This window comes from Neorhizobium sp. P1_A6, assembly GCF_056406795.1.
Genome location: NZ_JBFTZM010000014.1, coordinates 13,106 through 27,262 on the forward strand (window position 1 = coordinate 13,106; position 14,157 = coordinate 27,262).

Consider the following 14,157-nt stretch of genomic DNA (forward strand, 5'->3'; position numbering starts at 1 on the left):
TGGATGCCGCAGACCTGTCACAAGCGCTGGAATATGCCCGCCCCCCTCTGGCCTGCCGGCCATCTCCCCCTCAGGTGGGGAGATTACCCGCGGCACGACCTTCGCTTCCCAATAAACCTCAGGCGGGACAGCGCTCGGATCGGAGAAGCCTGACGTGAGACTGTGGGCAGGCGCCCAGCGGATCTCCCCACCTGAGGGGGAGATGGCCGGCAGGCCAGAGGGGGGCGGGCGGGCTCAAATATTGACGATGAAAACCCCAATCCCGCTGAGACGATCCGAAACTTGCCATCGGCCGAAAAATGATATCGGCGACCGCCCTGATCAATGCTCTTCGTACTGAGTGAAGCTCGGGTCGGCCAGATCGGCGAAGCGGGTGTATTCGGACTGGAAGGCGAGCTTGACGGTGCCGGTCGGTCCGTGGCGCTGCTTGGCGATGATCACGTCCGCGGTGCCCTTGACCTTGTCCATCAGCACTTCCCATTCGGGATATTTCGGGTCGGCGATGTCGCGTGGTTCCATGTTCTTCACGTAATATTCCTCGCGGAACACGAACAGCACGACGTCGGCGTCCTGTTCGATCGAGCCCGATTCGCGAAGATCGGAGAGCTGCGGGCGTTTGTCGTCGCGGCTTTCCACCTGGCGCGAGAGCTGCGACAGTGCGATGATCGGCACGTTCAACTCCTTGCCGAGCGCTTTCAGGCCGGTGGTGATCTGGGTGATTTCCTGAACGCGGTTCTCGCCGGATTTACCCGAGCCGGTCATCAGCTGGATATAGTCGACCACCAGGCAATCGAGGCCGCGCTGGCGCTTCAGGCGGCGGGCGCGGGCGGAAAGCTGGGCGATCGAGATACCGCCGGTCTGGTCGATGAACAGCGGCACCTTCTGCATCATTTGGCTGCAGGCGACGAGCTTTTCGAAATCCGCCTCGGTGATGTCGCCGCGGCGGATCTTTGACGAGGAGACTTCCGTTTGCTCGGAGATGATACGGGTGGCGAGCTGTTCGGCCGACATTTCGAGCGAATAGAAGCCGACGACGCCGCCGTTCTTGGCCTTGTACGAACCGTCCGGCTGGACTTCCGGCTCGTAGGAGGCGGCAATGTTATAGGCGATGTTGGTGGCAAGCGAGGTCTTGCCCATGCCGGGGCGTCCCGCAAGCACGATCAAGTCGGAGCGCTGAAGCCCGCCCATCTTGCTGTCGAGCGACATGATGCCGGTCGAGACACCGGAAAGATGGCCGTCTCGCTCGAAGGCCTGGCCGGCCATGTCGATCGCAAGCGCCACCGCATCGTTGAACGACTGGAAACCGCCGTCGTAACGGCCGTTTTCGGCGAGCTCGAACAGCCGGCGTTCGGTATCCTCGATCTGCGTCTGCGGCGGCATGTCGAGCGGCGCGTCGAAGGCGATGTTGACCATGTCCTCGCCGATGGTGATCAGCGCGCGGCGTAGCGCCAGGTCGTAGATCGCCCTTCCGTAGTCCTCCGCATTGATGATCGACACGGCTTCGGAGGCGAGGCGGGCGAGATATTGCGCCACCGTCAGGTCACCGACCTTGTCGTCGGCGGGCAGGAAGGTCTTGATCGTCACCGGGTTGGCGGTCTTGCCCATCCGGATGATGTCGCCGGCGACCTCGAAGATCTTGCGGTGCAGGGGCTCGTAAAGATGGACGGGCTTCAGGAAATCGGAGACGCGGTAATAGGCGTCGTTATTGACCAGGATCGCGCCGAGAAGCGCCTGTTCGGCCTCGATATTGTTCGGGGCTTCGCGGTAATGCGGCTCTGCCGGCTGGATGTTGGCGAGCTTGCGTACTGCGTCGTTCATGGTCTTCTGTCCGTTCTGTCCTGCTGCCAAGCCGTCGGTTCTAACGGGTTGCGAGGCGTCCTGAAATGATTCAGTTCGCTACACACAGTGATTCACAGGCCAACCATAAAATTGCGGAGGACGGCACGAATCCGGTTGACTGTGGCAATCGGCGAATCGCTGGTGCGACGCTTCATTCTACACGTTGAAAAGAGACAAAAAAACGCCCGGACCTTCCGGGCCGGGCGTTCTTTGAAATGCTTTGGAAAAGACGATTATTCGTCTTCGCCGGCGCCGTCGGCTTCCGGATCGAAGAAGTCTTCCGGACGCAGCGCATCTTCGTCGACGCCGTAGATGGCGTCGGCCGAGGTGAGGCTTTCGCCCTGGGACTGGCGTTCAGCTTCTTCCGTCGAGCGGGCGACGTTCAGCTGGACCGAAACTTCGACTTCCGCATGCAGGTGCAGGGAGACCTTGTGCAGGCCGATTTCCTTGATCGGCGTGTTGAGGTCGACCTGGTTGCGGCCGATGGTGAAGCCTTCGGCAGCGAGCGCTTCGACGATGTCGCGGGCAGCAACCGAGCCGTAGAGCTGGCCGGTTTCGCCGGCGGCGCGCACGACGACGAAGGACTTGCCGTCGAGAACTTCGGCGACCTTCAGGGCTTCGCCCTTGCGCTCGAGGTTGCGGGCTTCGAGCGTGGCGCGCTCGGATTCGAAGCGCTTCTTGTTGGCTTCGTTGGAGCGGAGAGCCTTGCCGAGCGGCAGGAGGTAGTTACGGGCAAAGCCGTCGCGAACCTTGACGGTTTCGCCCATCTGGCCAAGCTTCGGTACGCGTTCAAGCAGGATGACTTGCATGGTTTAGGTTTCCTTTCGATCAGTCGGTTCTTGTTTTTCAGTTCTTGTTTTCGGTGGTCTTGTTGTCGGGGCTCGCGCCGGTCTTGAGCGGAGTGAGCGCGATCGTCCGTCTCGTATCGGAAAGCCCCAGGATGAGGATCGCGATCGCCGGCAGGACGAGCATGGAAGAGAGGTAACAGAGGACGAGGACCGGGATGCGCCAGTCCTTGCCGAGGCTGCGGAAATGCAGGGAAGCGAAACCGGCCATCAGGAAGCCGGCGCCGAACGTGCCACAGATCGTCGCGCCGATCATCGCCGGGACGCCGCCGAGGAAGCAAAGCACGATGCCGCCGAGGAAGATGAAGATCGCATGCCGGTTCATCCGGAGCGCCGACGGCATGTCCTCGCGCGGACGCAAGGCACGGCCTGAGCGCGACACGATACGCACGGCGATGTAGAAGGCGGCAAACAGCAGCGTCACCCAAACGCCGCCCTGGACGAGCGGCAACATCAGCACCAGCAGCGACTTGGTCTGCGCCATGCCCGCCGGTTCCGGCGTAAAGGCCGGCTCCTGGGCCTTGAGGGCCGCAGTCATCGCATCGACCATCTGGTCGGTAAGTTCCGGGCCATAGCCGATCGCGACCCCAAGCGCGATGACGGCGATCGTCACCAGGCCGCAGAGATGCAGAAGGATATCCGAGATCGGGTACCAGGCCATCAGGTTGTCCGGGCCGCCGAGTTCGGAGGCGGGACGCGCGAGATTGGCGAGATGCGAAAGCCAGCCCGCCGGGATCAGCGTGAACACCGCCATGGCGACCGCAAACATAGGCGAGACGAGGATGGCGCCGAGAATGCCGGCGGTCGCGATGCCGATGACGGCGGCGCGATTGCCCCAGCCGAGGCCGGCGATGAAGATCGGAAGCGAGGAGGCGGCGTAAAGCAAGGACGCAAACGACAGTTGCGCATTCGCACCCAGCACGAGCAGGGTGGCGGCAATGCCGGCAAGAATGCCGGTGGGCAGCACTGTCTGTATCTTGTTCGTCACGGTCTCGCTGTCCTGCTTTTTGAAGCAGTTAGGGGATCACACCTGAATCACTGTCTCAGGTACTTCATCCCCAACATGGGATTTGGAAAGTTCCGATCCGCGCCCATCGCGGAAGGGATAGACCCGCTGACTCTTAATCAGCGGGTCCGGTATTCGTAATTACGCTACGACGTAGGGCAGCAGGCCGAGGAAGCGGGCGCGCTTGATCGCCTGGGCGAGTTCGCGCTGCTTCTTCTGGGAAACGGCCGTGATGCGCGACGGAACGATCTTGCCACGCTCGGAAATGTAGCGCTGCAGGAGGCGTACGTCCTTGTAGTCGATCTTCGGCGCATTGGCACCCGAGAACGGGCAGGTCTTGCGGCGGCGATGGAACGGACGGCGTGCCTGGGAGGAGGATGATGATACGTCAGCCATGGTCTTTTCTCCTTAGCCTCTATTACGCACGGTCTTCGCGGGGACGGCGCTCGAAGCCGCCTTCACGCGGACCACGGTCCGGACGGTCGCCGAAGCCGCCTTCGCGGCGCGGAGGACGGTCGCCGAATTCGCGGCGCGGGCCACGGTCGTCGCCATCGCGGCGCGGGCGGTCGTCACGGTCGCGCTTCTGCATCATCGCCGACGGACCTTCTTCATGCTTCTCGACGGCGATCGTCATGTAGCGAAGAACGTCTTCGTTGATGCGCATCTGGCGTTCCATCTCGTGCACGGCCGGAGCCGGTGCGTCGATGTCCATCAGGGCGTAATGAGCCTTGCGGTTCTTGTTGATGCGGTAGGTGAGGGACTTGAGGCCCCAGTTTTCAATGCGCCCGACTTTGCCGCCGTTAGCTTCGATGACGCCCTTGTACTGTTCGACGAGGGCATCAACCTGCTGAGCGGACATATCCTGCCGGGCAAGGAATACGTGTTCATAAAGAGCCATGTAAGCTTTGCCTTTTCTTGCGGTTGTCTACCCGGACCTCGGCGGCTAAGCCTCAACGACTGCTCCTGAACGGGAAAACCCCAGGCAAGAAAAGTGTTGTTATCGAGACGGTCGAGAGCGGAGACACGGGAGGCTTGGACCCTATGGTCCCCGCGGCTTGCCTTGCGGCGAACCTGCCCTCCGTTCAGCCACCAGCCAGAAGACCGGGTGTTGCGAACAGCGCGCTTATACGGATTTTTGGCGAGATGGCAAGGCCGTTCCTCGAACTTCCGCCCGTCATCCGCCTTGTACGCTTGCTGATCGATGTAGCGCCGCTCTCGCCCGGCGGCTTCGTTCGAAAATCACGCGTGCTCAGCCGGGCATGGTTGCAAGCGTCAGCACGAAGAACTCGCGGTAGCAGAAGCCGGGATCGTCAAGCAGCCTCTCGGGATTGGCGGCAACGCCCTGCCAGGTGGCGAGATCCTCGGACGGAAGCGGGTATTGCGGCGCGACCGTTGCGAAATAGGAGAGCAGGCTGCGGACATAGGCCTTGGTGTCCGCACCGCAATCGGCCCAGCGCTCCACCAGGAAACCGCGCGCGGTGATGTCCGTCAGCCCGGTTGCGCGAAGGCGCGAGGCGATGCCGGTTCCCGAGCCGGTGCCGAGCACGCCTTTGGTGGCGAAGGTCGCCAGCCGGATATTCATGAAGCGTGAAAAGGCACCGCTATCCATCGGCTGGACCTGAAGGATATGCGAGTCGAATTCCTTGATCGCCAGCAGGCCGCCGGGTTTGAGGACGCGCCGCGCTTCGGCGACGGCGGCCTCGAATTCAGCCGGCGTCAGGTATTGCGCGACATTGGCGATCCAGACGCAGTCGAACGCCGCGTCCGGAAAGGGAAGATTGAGGAGGCTGCCGACCCTGGTGACGATACCGGAGGGCAGGCGGCCTTCCCGGGCAAGCGTTTCCACCCTGGCGATGTTTTCGGGTGCCAGGTCAAGGGCGGTGATCGCCCCCTCCGTTCCGACGAACTCGGCAAGCAGCGGAAGGAAGTCGCCCCCGCCGCAGCCGGCGTCGAGCACCGACCATCCGGCTTTTATTCCGACGCTGGAGAGCGCGTGCTCGTATTCCGCCCGCGACGAACGGTAATGAAGATCGAGCCAGGAAGCGTCGCTCGCCTCGTGGCCCGTCGATGTTGTCCTGGCTCGTGACATGGCTTTGCTCCCCCCGAATGCATGCCCTATCTTACAGCGGCATCGGATATTGACGATGGACCTTGGCGATGTCAGCGAACACCTCGTCAGACAGTGTCACGTCGGCCGCCGCCATGTCATGCTTCAGCTGGGCCACGGACGTTGCGCCGACGATGATCGACGTCATGAAGGGACGCGACAGGCAGAAGGCGAGCGCCATCTGGGCGAGGTCGAGGCCGTGTTTGGCCGCGACCTCGATATAGGCCTTCACGGCCGGCTCCTGATAGGGCGTCAGGCGGCCGCCGAGGTCCTTGTTGATCGTGGCGCGCGAGCTTTCCGGCCTTGCGCCGTTCTGATACTTGCCGGTGAGGATGCCGGCAGCGAGCGGCGAATAGGCCATCAGCCCGACACCCTCGTGGTGCGCGACCTCGGCGAGGTCGAGATCGAAGTGCCGGTAGAGGAGATTGTATTCGTTCTGCAGCGAGGCGATGCGCGGCAGGGCCTTTTTCTCCGACAGCCGCAGGTACTTCATCGCGCCCCAGGCGCTTTCGTTGGAGAGGCCGACGGCGCGCAGCTTGCCTTCCTTCACCAGTTCGCCGAGCGTCTCGAGGATCTCGGCGATTTCGGCCGCCGCCTTGTCGCGGTCCTGCTGCGTGACGTCGAAGGTCCAGGAGTTGCGGAAATGGAAAGTGCCGCGGTTCGGCCAGTGGATCTGGTAGAGGTCGAGATAATCGGTCTGCAGCCGGGTCAGGCTGGCATCGACCGCCTCGCGGATCGTGGCGGATTCGATGTCGCGTCCGTCGCGGATATGCGGACGGCCGCTGCCGGCGATCTTCGTGGCGAGGACGAGGTCCTTGCGCTTGCCGCTCTTTTTCAGCCAGGTGCCGATATATTCCTCGGTGCGGCCATAGGTGGCGGCGCTGACCGGCGTGGTCGGATAGAGTTCGGCAGTATCGAAGAAGTTGACGCCGTTCTCGAAAGCGTGGTCCATCTGCTCATGGGCTTCGGCTTCCGAATTCTGGGTGCCCCAGGTCATGGTGCCAAGGCAGATTTCCGACACGGACAAGTCCGTGCGGCCGAGTTTTTTATACTTCATGGAAATGAGATCCCGTTCTCAAAAAGTCGGCGGCACTCTAAGCCGGATTTGATGAAGCGCAAGGGGACAACAGGTTGTTAAAGGGCTCGAAAACCGCGCTGCCCTTGACTCTCCGGGCCGGAATGTGAATGGAGAGGCAAAACATAAGGGAAGGAAATCATCCCCATGAGCACGATCGCATTCACGTTCCCCGGCCAGGGCAGCCAGGCTGTCGGCATGGGCAAGGATCTGGCGGAGGCTTTTCCCGAAGCCCGCGCCGTCTTCGATGAAGTCGACGAGGCGCTCGGCCAGAAGCTTTCCGACATCATGTGGAACGGTCCGGAAGAAACGTTGACGCTGACCGCCAATGCGCAGCCGGCGCTGATGGCGGTCTCTGTCGCAGCGATCCGGGTGATGGAAGCGCGCGGCCTGAAGCTCGCCGACAAGGTTGCCTTCGTTGCCGGCCATTCGCTAGGAGAATACTCGGCGCTGTGCGCTGCCGGCACCTTCTCGCTAGCTGATACGGCGCGGTTGCTCCGCATTCGCGGCGACGCCATGCAGTCGGCGGTTCCCGTCGGGCAGGGCGCCATGGCGGCGATCATCGGCCTTGAACACGGCGACGTCGACGCGATCTGCGCTGCGGCCCGCGATGCCGGCGTCTGCCAGATTGCCAACGACAATGGTGGCGGCCAGCTCGTCATCTCCGGCTCCAAGGCGGCCGTCGAGAAGGCGGCCGGGCTTGCGACCGAAAAGGGCGCCAAGCGCGCCATCATGCTGCCCGTCTCCGCACCTTTCCACAGCGACCTGATGGCGCCGGCCGCCGACGCCATGCGTCACGCGCTCGACAAGGTGGAGAAGCATAATCCAGTCGTGCCGGTAATCGCCAACGTGCGTGCCGTGCCGGTCTACGATGCCGACGAGGTCGCCACGCTGCTGGTCACCCAGGTGACGGGCCAGGTCCGCTGGCGCGAGACGGTGGAATGGTTCGGCGCCAACGGCGTGACCACTCTTTATGAGATCGGCTCGGGAAAAGTGCTGACCGGCCTTGCCCGCCGCATCGACAAGAATATCTCCGGCATTGCCGTCAACACGCCGGCCGATATCGAAGCCGCGCTCACAGCCATCATGGGCTGAAACCAGAGACACGCGAAGGAACACGATCATGTTTGATTTGACCGGCCGCAAGGCATTGGTGACGGGCGCAACCGGCGGGCTCGGCGAGGAGATCGCCCGGATGCTGCATAGCCGAGGCGCCACCGTCGGCCTGCATGGCACCCGCGTCGAAAAGCTCGAAGCTCTGGCTTCCGAACTCGGCGAGCGCGTCAAGATCTTCCCGGCAAATCTCACCGACCGCGCCGAAGTGAAGGCGCTCGGCGAAAAGGCCGAGGCCGAACTCGAAGGCGTCGACATCCTCGTCAACAATGCCGGCATCACCAAGGACGGCCTGTTCGTGCGCATGAGCGACGACGACTGGGACAAGGTCCTGGAAGTCAACCTGACGGCGGTCTTCCGCCTGACCCGCGAACTCACCCATCCGATGATGCGCCGCCGTTATGGCCGCATCATCAACATCACCTCCGTGGTCGGCGTCACCGGCAATCCGGGCCAGACCAATTACTGCGCCTCCAAGGCCGGCATGATCGGCTTCTCAAAGTCGCTCGCCCAGGAAATCGCCACCCGCAACGTCACGGTCAACTGCGTGGCGCCGGGCTTCATCGACAGCGCGATGACCGGAAAGCTCAACGACAAGCAGAAAGAGGCGATCCTCGGCGCCATTCCGATGAAGCGCATGGGCGCCGGTTCGGACATCGCGTCTGCGGTTCTTTATCTCGCCTCCAGCGAGGCGGGTTACGTCACCGGCCAGACCCTGCATGTCAACGGCGGCATGGCGATGATCTGATTGAGTGCCGCCTTCAAGAAAACACGTTGCAAACGGTTGTTGGCGGCTGTGCAATGGAACAAATTCTGGCTTTGCTGAACACGGAAACCATGTTAAGCGGGCCATGACTGTGAATGGTCACCCTGATATGCAGGCCGTCATATTGCGTGAGCGCGATAGGATTGGAACCTGAAAAGGGGAGAACGGGTTTGCCCGCATCGGCGCTGAACAAGCGGCGGTCGCAGGTTTTTAACAGGGTGCGGATGCCAATCGGGCATTCGATAAAGACAAAGGTCGAGGAAACCGACATGAGCGATATCGCAGAACGCGTGAAGAAAATTGTTATTGACCACCTCGGCGTCGACGCCGACAAAGTCGTCGAAGGCGCAAGCTTCATCGACGATCTTGGTGCGGACTCGCTCGACACCGTCGAACTGGTCATGGCTTTCGAGGAAGAATTCGGCGTTGAAATCCCCGACGATGCCGCCGATTCCATCCTGACCGTCGGCGACGCTGTGAAGTTCATCGAGAAGGCTCAGGCCTGATCGACCCGACATAGAGGGGATGGCGCCGCAAGGCAGATCCCGCAAACGGCCCGCTTGTTCGGGCCGTTTCAGCAATTGGGGCTTGGGCCCTGAAAAATCGAGAAAAATTATAGGGTAGGGCACTGGCGATGAGACGGGTCGTTATCACCGGTACCGGCATGGTATCTCCTCTCGGATGCGGAACGGAAGTCAGCTGGTCGCGGCTGCTTGCCGGCGGCAATGCCGCCCGCGTCGTCACTGAATTCGAGGTCGAAGACCTTCCCGCAAAAATCGCCTGCCGCATTCCTGTCGGCGACGGCTCCGATGGCACGTTCAACGTCGACCAGTGGATGGAGCCGAAGGAACAGCGCAAGGTCGATCCCTTCATCATCTATGGCGTGGCCGCCGCCGAAATGGCGCTTGAAGATGCCGGCTGGCATCCGAAGACCGACGAGGACCAGATCGCCACCGGCGTGCTGATCGGCTCGGGTATCGGCGGCCTCGAAGGCATTGTCGAGGCAGGCTATACGTTGCGCGACAAAGGTCCGCGCCGCATCTCGCCCTTCTTCATTCCCGGCCGGCTGATCAATCTGGTCTCCGGCCAGGTGTCGATCCGCCACAAGCTGCGCGGTCCGAACCACGCCGTCGTCACTGCCTGTTCCACCGGCGCGCACGCCATCGGCGATGCGGCCCGGATGATCGCCTTCGGCGATGCCGAGGTGATGGTCGCCGGCGGTGCGGAATCGCCTATCTGCCGCATTTCGCTGGCCGGTTTTGCCGCCTGCAAGGCGCTTTCGACCCAACACAACGACGATCCGCAGAAGGCTTCGCGCCCCTATGACCGCGACCGCGATGGTTTCGTCATGGGCGAGGGTGCCGGCATCGTGGTTCTGGAAGAGCTGGAACATGCCAAGGCCCGCGGCGCCAAGATCTACGCGGAAGTGGTCGGCTACGGAATGTCCGGGGACGCCTTCCACATCACCGCGCCGTCGGAAGACGGCGACGGCGCGTTCCGCTGCATGACTGCGGCGCTGAAGCGTGCGGGTATTTCGGCGTCGGACGTTGACTACATCAACGCCCATGGCACCTCGACCATGGCCGACACGATCGAGCTTGGCGCGGTCGAGCGTCTGGTCGGCAATGCGGCCTCGAAGATCTCGATGTCGTCGACCAAGTCGGCGATCGGCCATCTTCTCGGTGCTGCCGGTGCGGTCGAGGCGATCTTCTCGGCGCTCGCCATCCGCGACAATATCGCGCCGCCGACGCTCAACCTCGACAATCCCGATGTCGAGACGGCGATCGACCTGGTGCCGCACAAGGCGCGCAAGCGCGAGATCAATGTGGCGCTGTCGAACTCCTTCGGTTTCGGCGGCACCAACGCATCTCTCGTGCTGCGCCGCTACGAGGCCTGATCTTTCGGGCCTGATCTCTGGCGCCTCGATCTTTGGGCCGAACTTTTCGGGCATGGATCGTTTCGGCCCTTGAAACATATGCCGGCTGGACTCGCGAGCCGGCTCGTATCATCTTCTGGACCTGTTTTTCGCCGCATTGGTTGGCCAAACAGCGGGTTGCAAGTCTTTGAGTCTGTAGGGGGCGTTAACCCCGGGGGGCGCGGTTGAACGATACGAATCATGTCAGTGAACTGCCGCCCGGCAATGGCAGGGGGCCGATTATTCCGAAATCGCCGAACGAGGCCCTGAAGCCCGAACGTGTTCCGGAACCGCCCCGCCGTTCCAAGAAGGCGCGCAGCCAGGTCGTCATCTTCCTGAATTTCGTGATGACCATGGTCGTCGCTCTCTGCGTGATCGGGATTGCCGGCCTCTACTACATGATCTCGGCCTTCCAGCAGCCAGGCCCGCTCGAAGCCAACACCCATTTCATGGTCCGCCCCGGCAACGGGCTTGCGGAAATCGCCACTAATCTCGAGCGCAACGGCATCATCTCCGACGCACGCATCTTCCGCTATGTGACGGCGACCTACCTGCGCAAGGGCGAAACGCTGAAGGCTGGCGAATACGAGATCAAGGCGCGCGCCTCCATGAAGGACATCATGGGTGTGCTGGAATCCGGCAAGTCGATCCTCTATTCGGTCGTCTTCCCGGAAGGCCTGACCGTGCGCCAGATGATGCTGCGGCTCGCCGAAGATACGGTGCTCGAAGGTGACCTACCGTCCGAACTGCCGGCCGAGGGAAGCCTGAGGCCCGATACCTACAAGTTCTCGCGCGGCAGCAAGCGTACCGACATCATTCAGCAGATGCGGGTTGCCCAGCAGAAGATGGTCGAGCAGATCTGGGAGCGCCGCGATCCGGACCTGCCGATCAAGACCAAGGAAGAATTCGTCGTGCTCGCTTCCATCGTCGAGAAGGAGACCGGCAAGGAAGACGAACGCGCCCATGTGGCATCCGTCTTCATCAACCGGCTGCAGCGCGGCATGCGCCTGCAATCGGACCCGACGATCGTCTACGGCATCTTCGGCGGCGAGGGAAAACCCTCCGACCGGCCGATCTTCAAGTCGGACCTCGCCAGGCAGACGCCCTACAACACCTACCAGATCAAGGGCCTGCCGCCGACGCCGATCGCCAATCCCGGCCGCGCGGCGCTGCAGGCCGTGGCCAATCCCTGGCGGACCAAGGACCTCTATTTCGTGGCCGACGGCACCGGCGGACATGTGTTCGCCGCGACGCTCGAGGAACACAATGCCAACGTTCGCCGTTGGCGTAGAATGGAATCCGAGCGCGCCGCCAACCCGGAAGTGGTGGACGGCCAGCCGGATGGCGACGAAGCGGAAAAGCCGCCGAAGAGCAACTGACCGCTTCCTTTAAAGCTTGATCTGGAGACACCGATGACCTTGCAGTCCATGACCGGTTTTGCCCGCAGCGAAGGCACGAGCGGGCGCAACCGTTACGCATGGGAACTGCGCTCGGTGAACGGCAAGGGCCTTGATATAAGGCTGCGTCTGCCGCCCGGCCTCGAACGCCTGGAGCCGGACGTCCGCCGGCTGATCACGGAGAAGTTTTCGCGCGGCAATCTGCAGGCGACCCTCACCCTCACCGTTGCCGAAACCAAGGTGGAGGCGGTGCTGAACCGCGATGCGCTGGCGGCCGTGCTGGCGCTGCGTGCCGAACTCGGCGATCTCGTCGATCCGTCGCCGCTCAGGCTCGATACGCTGATGGGCATTCGCGGCCTGGTCGACATCCGCGAGGCGGAAGAGGACGAGGAGACGGTCGCGGCCCGCGATGCTGCGATCCTGGCAAGCCTCGACGAGGCGATCGGTCATCTGCAGCGGATGCGCGAAGGCGAGGGCACGGCGCTTGCAGCCGTGCTGAAGAGCCAGGTCGCCCGCATCGCCGAGCTCGCCCAGGTCGTCGAGGCAGATCCTTCCCGCACGCCGGAGGAGATCGCCCGCAAGCTCTCCTTTCAGCTCGCAGCGCTTCTCCAGGAGGCGCCGACGCTCGACCGTGATCGGCTGCATGCGGAGGCGGCGCTGCTTGCCACCAAGGCCGATCTGCGCGAAGAGATCGACCGGCTGAAGGCCCATGTGGCGGCTGCCAACGAACTTATAGACAAGGGCGGCCCGGTCGGCCGGCGGCTTGATTTCCTTGCACAGGAATTTAACCGGGAATCGAATACTATCTGTTCGAAGTCCAATTCGGCCGCGGTCACCTCCGCCGGCATAGAGTTGAAAGTCGTCATCGACCAGTTCCGCGAACAGGTCCAGAATCTGGAGTAAGACATGAGCCCGGCCCCATCGTCCCAGGGCAAGCCGTCCTCGCCCGTGAAGATCGCCCGACGCGGGCTGATGCTGGTTCTTTCCTCGCCGTCGGGCGCCGGCAAGTCGACGATCGCCCGCAATCTTCTGGACGCGGATCGCAGCCTCGAAATCTCGATCAGCGTCACAACGCGGGCCAAGCGGCCGAGCGAGATCGCCGACAAGCACTATCATTTCATCACCGTGCAGCAATTCGAGAAGATGCGCGACGCCGGGGACCTGCTCGAATGGGCCGAGGTGCACGGCAATTTCTACGGCACCCCGCGCGAGCCGGTGGAACTGGCGATGAGCGAAGGCCGCGACATGCTGTTCGACATCGACTGGCAGGGCGCCCGCCAGCTGCAGGAAAAGATGGCGGCCGACGTCGTCTCCATCTTCGTGCTGCCGCCGACCATGACCGAACTGCAGTCGCGCCTGCACCGCCGCGCCGAGGACTCCGAAGAGGTGATCCGCACGCGGCTCCTGAATTCCCGCGCCGAGATCGAGCATTGGCGGGAATACGACTACGTCATCGTCAACGACGATCTCGACGAGGCTTTCGGGCATGTCAGCTGCATCGTCAACGCCGAACGCATCCGCCGCGACCGCCGCCATGGCCTGTTCGATTTCGTCAGCGAACTGCTGACGGAAGAGCCGAAGCTTTAAGTTATTCGAGGGTCACGTTGCGGAGGAGCTCTTAGTAGGACGGCTTCCAGCAAAGCGTGGACAATGTAACAAAGCAGACGGCCAGGAAGGCGATCACCGTGTTCGCCGCATGGGAGTATTCCCATTGCTGTCTCAGCGCTTGCCAATTTGCAGGAGCAACGGTCCAATTCTGTGTCGCCTGATTGGCCGGAAACGTCCAATGATAAAAGATGATGATCATCGCGGAAAAACAAGCGACGGCGGCCACGGAAAATCCGAGGGACCGCGCCTGCGAGCGGACAAGAAATGCGAGCGCGATGTTCAGGATCAACGCAAGTGCCCATAACGCCCCGAGAGCGGCCCACCCTCGGTAGATCCCCTGCACGGTGAAATACTCGGCCTGCGGCAAGTCAATCTTGTTGGGCAGAGCGGCAAGATGCGCTCCCGCCGGAATCAGCGTGAGCGCGGAAACGATGATCACCAGAAACTGGACAGTTTTAATCGCCATGCAAGGCGTCCTCGGCTCTT

General features: G+C 62.4%; 16 protein-coding genes. 7 read left to right on the forward strand and 9 right to left on the reverse strand.

The genetic code is table 11. The features are described from left to right. Positions 1 to 321 precede the first annotated feature (321 nt). The 7 genes from AC1D3C_RS23760 to AC1D3C_RS23790 form a co-directional block, all read right to left on the reverse strand. Positions 322 to 1,818 carry a replicative DNA helicase gene (locus AC1D3C_RS23760; protein WP_038541647.1) on the reverse strand — a complete coding sequence of 499 codons (1,497 nt, stop codon included), beginning with the start codon at positions 1,816 to 1,818 and terminating at the stop codon, positions 322 to 324. A 254-nt stretch (positions 1,819 to 2,072) separates the two neighbouring features. Next, entirely contained in the window at positions 2,073 to 2,648 is a 576-nt protein-coding gene (gene rplI, locus AC1D3C_RS23765; RefSeq protein WP_038541650.1) for a 50S ribosomal protein L9, read from the reverse strand. A 37-nt stretch (positions 2,649 to 2,685) separates the two neighbouring features. Continuing rightward, positions 2,686 to 3,672: a hypothetical protein gene (locus AC1D3C_RS23770; RefSeq protein WP_038541653.1), complete on the reverse strand. Its 987-nt coding sequence runs from the start codon at positions 3,670 to 3,672 to the stop codon at positions 2,686 to 2,688. A 159-nt stretch (positions 3,673 to 3,831) separates the two neighbouring features. Further along, on the reverse strand, positions 3,832 to 4,086 hold the full coding sequence (rpsR, locus tag AC1D3C_RS23775) for a 30S ribosomal protein S18 (RefSeq protein WP_007771634.1): 255 nt from the start codon (positions 4,084 to 4,086) through the stop codon (positions 3,832 to 3,834). Positions 4,087 to 4,108: 22 nt separating this feature from the next. Next, on the reverse strand, positions 4,109 to 4,588 hold the full coding sequence (rpsF, locus tag AC1D3C_RS23780) for a 30S ribosomal protein S6 (protein ID WP_038541657.1): 480 nt from the start codon (positions 4,586 to 4,588) through the stop codon (positions 4,109 to 4,111). A gap of 351 nt (positions 4,589 to 4,939) precedes the next feature. Further along, complete coding sequence (locus tag AC1D3C_RS23785; protein ID WP_477484596.1) at positions 4,940 to 5,779, reverse strand: class I SAM-dependent methyltransferase; 840 nt, start codon at positions 5,777 to 5,779, stop codon at positions 4,940 to 4,942. A 31-nt stretch (positions 5,780 to 5,810) separates the two neighbouring features. Then, entirely contained in the window at positions 5,811 to 6,854 is a 1,044-nt protein-coding gene (locus AC1D3C_RS23790; RefSeq protein WP_477484597.1) for an aldo/keto reductase, read from the reverse strand. A 165-nt stretch (positions 6,855 to 7,019) separates the two neighbouring features. Here AC1D3C_RS23790 and fabD point away from each other — a divergent pair, with 165 nt between their 5' ends. Further along, positions 7,020 to 7,967: an ACP S-malonyltransferase gene (gene fabD, locus AC1D3C_RS23795; RefSeq protein ID WP_038541666.1), complete on the forward strand. Its 948-nt coding sequence runs from the start codon at positions 7,020 to 7,022 to the stop codon at positions 7,965 to 7,967. 28 nt (positions 7,968 to 7,995) lie between these two features. Continuing rightward, complete coding sequence (fabG, locus tag AC1D3C_RS23800) at positions 7,996 to 8,733, forward strand: 3-oxoacyl-[acyl-carrier-protein] reductase (RefSeq protein ID WP_477484598.1); 738 nt, start codon at positions 7,996 to 7,998, stop codon at positions 8,731 to 8,733. Positions 8,734 to 8,746: 13 nt separating this feature from the next. On the opposite strand, the gene AC1D3C_RS23805 is transcribed toward fabG, so the two are convergent. Beyond that, positions 8,747 to 9,022, reverse strand: coding sequence for a hypothetical protein (locus AC1D3C_RS23805; RefSeq protein ID WP_157885096.1), 276 nt, complete (start codon positions 9,020 to 9,022; stop codon positions 8,747 to 8,749). Here AC1D3C_RS23805 and AC1D3C_RS23810 point away from each other — a divergent pair. The 5 genes from AC1D3C_RS23810 to gmk all read left to right on the forward strand — a co-directional run bounded on the left by AC1D3C_RS23810 (position 9,021) and on the right by gmk (position 13,650). Further along, entirely contained in the window at positions 9,021 to 9,257 is a 237-nt protein-coding gene (locus AC1D3C_RS23810) for an acyl carrier protein (RefSeq protein WP_003502080.1), read from the forward strand. The two genes, AC1D3C_RS23805 and AC1D3C_RS23810, sit on opposite strands and share 2 nt — an antisense overlap. 128 nt (positions 9,258 to 9,385) lie before the next feature. Continuing rightward, positions 9,386 to 10,648 carry a beta-ketoacyl-ACP synthase II gene (gene fabF / locus AC1D3C_RS23815; protein ID WP_038541672.1) on the forward strand — a complete coding sequence of 421 codons (1,263 nt, stop codon included), beginning with the start codon at positions 9,386 to 9,388 and terminating at the stop codon, positions 10,646 to 10,648. Between the two features lie 203 nt (positions 10,649 to 10,851). Beyond that, positions 10,852 to 12,045 carry an endolytic transglycosylase MltG gene (gene mltG, locus AC1D3C_RS23820; protein WP_477484599.1) on the forward strand — a complete coding sequence of 398 codons (1,194 nt, stop codon included), beginning with the start codon at positions 10,852 to 10,854 and terminating at the stop codon, positions 12,043 to 12,045. A gap of 33 nt (positions 12,046 to 12,078) precedes the next feature. Next, positions 12,079 to 12,966, forward strand: a complete 888-nt coding sequence (locus tag AC1D3C_RS23825; RefSeq protein ID WP_477484600.1) for a YicC/YloC family endoribonuclease — start codon at positions 12,079 to 12,081, stop codon at positions 12,964 to 12,966. A 3-nt stretch (positions 12,967 to 12,969) separates the two neighbouring features. After that, complete coding sequence (gmk, locus tag AC1D3C_RS23830) at positions 12,970 to 13,650, forward strand: guanylate kinase (RefSeq protein WP_038541680.1); 681 nt, start codon at positions 12,970 to 12,972, stop codon at positions 13,648 to 13,650. 31 nt (positions 13,651 to 13,681) lie between these two features. Here the strand turns inward: gmk and AC1D3C_RS23835 are convergent, their stop codons facing one another. Further along, a complete protein-coding gene (locus tag AC1D3C_RS23835) occupies positions 13,682 to 14,137 on the reverse strand; it encodes a DUF1772 domain-containing protein (protein ID WP_477484601.1) in 456 nt (151 codons plus the stop codon). Positions 14,138 to 14,157: the final 20 nt, after the last annotated feature.

Excerpts from the sequence above, each read along its gene's own strand:
- AC1D3C_RS23760 (WP_038541647.1), bottom strand. The coding sequence starts at position 1,818 with ATGAACGACGCAGTACGCAAGCTCGCCAACATCCAGCCGGCAGAGCCG.
- rplI (WP_038541650.1), bottom strand. The coding sequence starts at position 2,648 with ATGCAAGTCATCCTGCTTGAACGCGTACCGAAGCTTGGCCAGATGGGC.
- rpsR (WP_007771634.1), bottom strand. The coding sequence starts at position 4,086 with ATGGCTGACGTATCATCATCCTCCTCCCAGGCACGCCGTCCGTTCCAT.
- rpsF (WP_038541657.1), bottom strand. The coding sequence starts at position 4,588 with ATGGCTCTTTATGAACACGTATTCCTTGCCCGGCAGGATATGTCCGCT.
- AC1D3C_RS23785 (WP_477484596.1), bottom strand. The coding sequence starts at position 5,779 with ATGTCACGAGCCAGGACAACATCGACGGGCCACGAGGCGAGCGACGCT.
- AC1D3C_RS23790 (WP_477484597.1), bottom strand. The coding sequence starts at position 6,854 with ATGAAGTATAAAAAACTCGGCCGCACGGACTTGTCCGTGTCGGAAATC.
- fabD (WP_038541666.1), top strand. The coding sequence starts at position 7,020 with ATGAGCACGATCGCATTCACGTTCCCCGGCCAGGGCAGCCAGGCTGTC.
- fabG (WP_477484598.1), top strand. The coding sequence starts at position 7,996 with ATGTTTGATTTGACCGGCCGCAAGGCATTGGTGACGGGCGCAACCGGC.
- AC1D3C_RS23810 (WP_003502080.1), top strand. The coding sequence starts at position 9,021 with ATGAGCGATATCGCAGAACGCGTGAAGAAAATTGTTATTGACCACCTC.
- AC1D3C_RS23805 (WP_157885096.1), bottom strand. The coding sequence starts at position 9,022 with ATGTCGGTTTCCTCGACCTTTGTCTTTATCGAATGCCCGATTGGCATC.
- fabF (WP_038541672.1), top strand. The coding sequence starts at position 9,386 with ATGAGACGGGTCGTTATCACCGGTACCGGCATGGTATCTCCTCTCGGA.
- AC1D3C_RS23825 (WP_477484600.1), top strand. The coding sequence starts at position 12,079 with ATGACCTTGCAGTCCATGACCGGTTTTGCCCGCAGCGAAGGCACGAGC.
- gmk (WP_038541680.1), top strand. The coding sequence starts at position 12,970 with ATGAGCCCGGCCCCATCGTCCCAGGGCAAGCCGTCCTCGCCCGTGAAG.
- AC1D3C_RS23835 (WP_477484601.1), bottom strand. The coding sequence starts at position 14,137 with ATGGCGATTAAAACTGTCCAGTTTCTGGTGATCATCGTTTCCGCGCTC.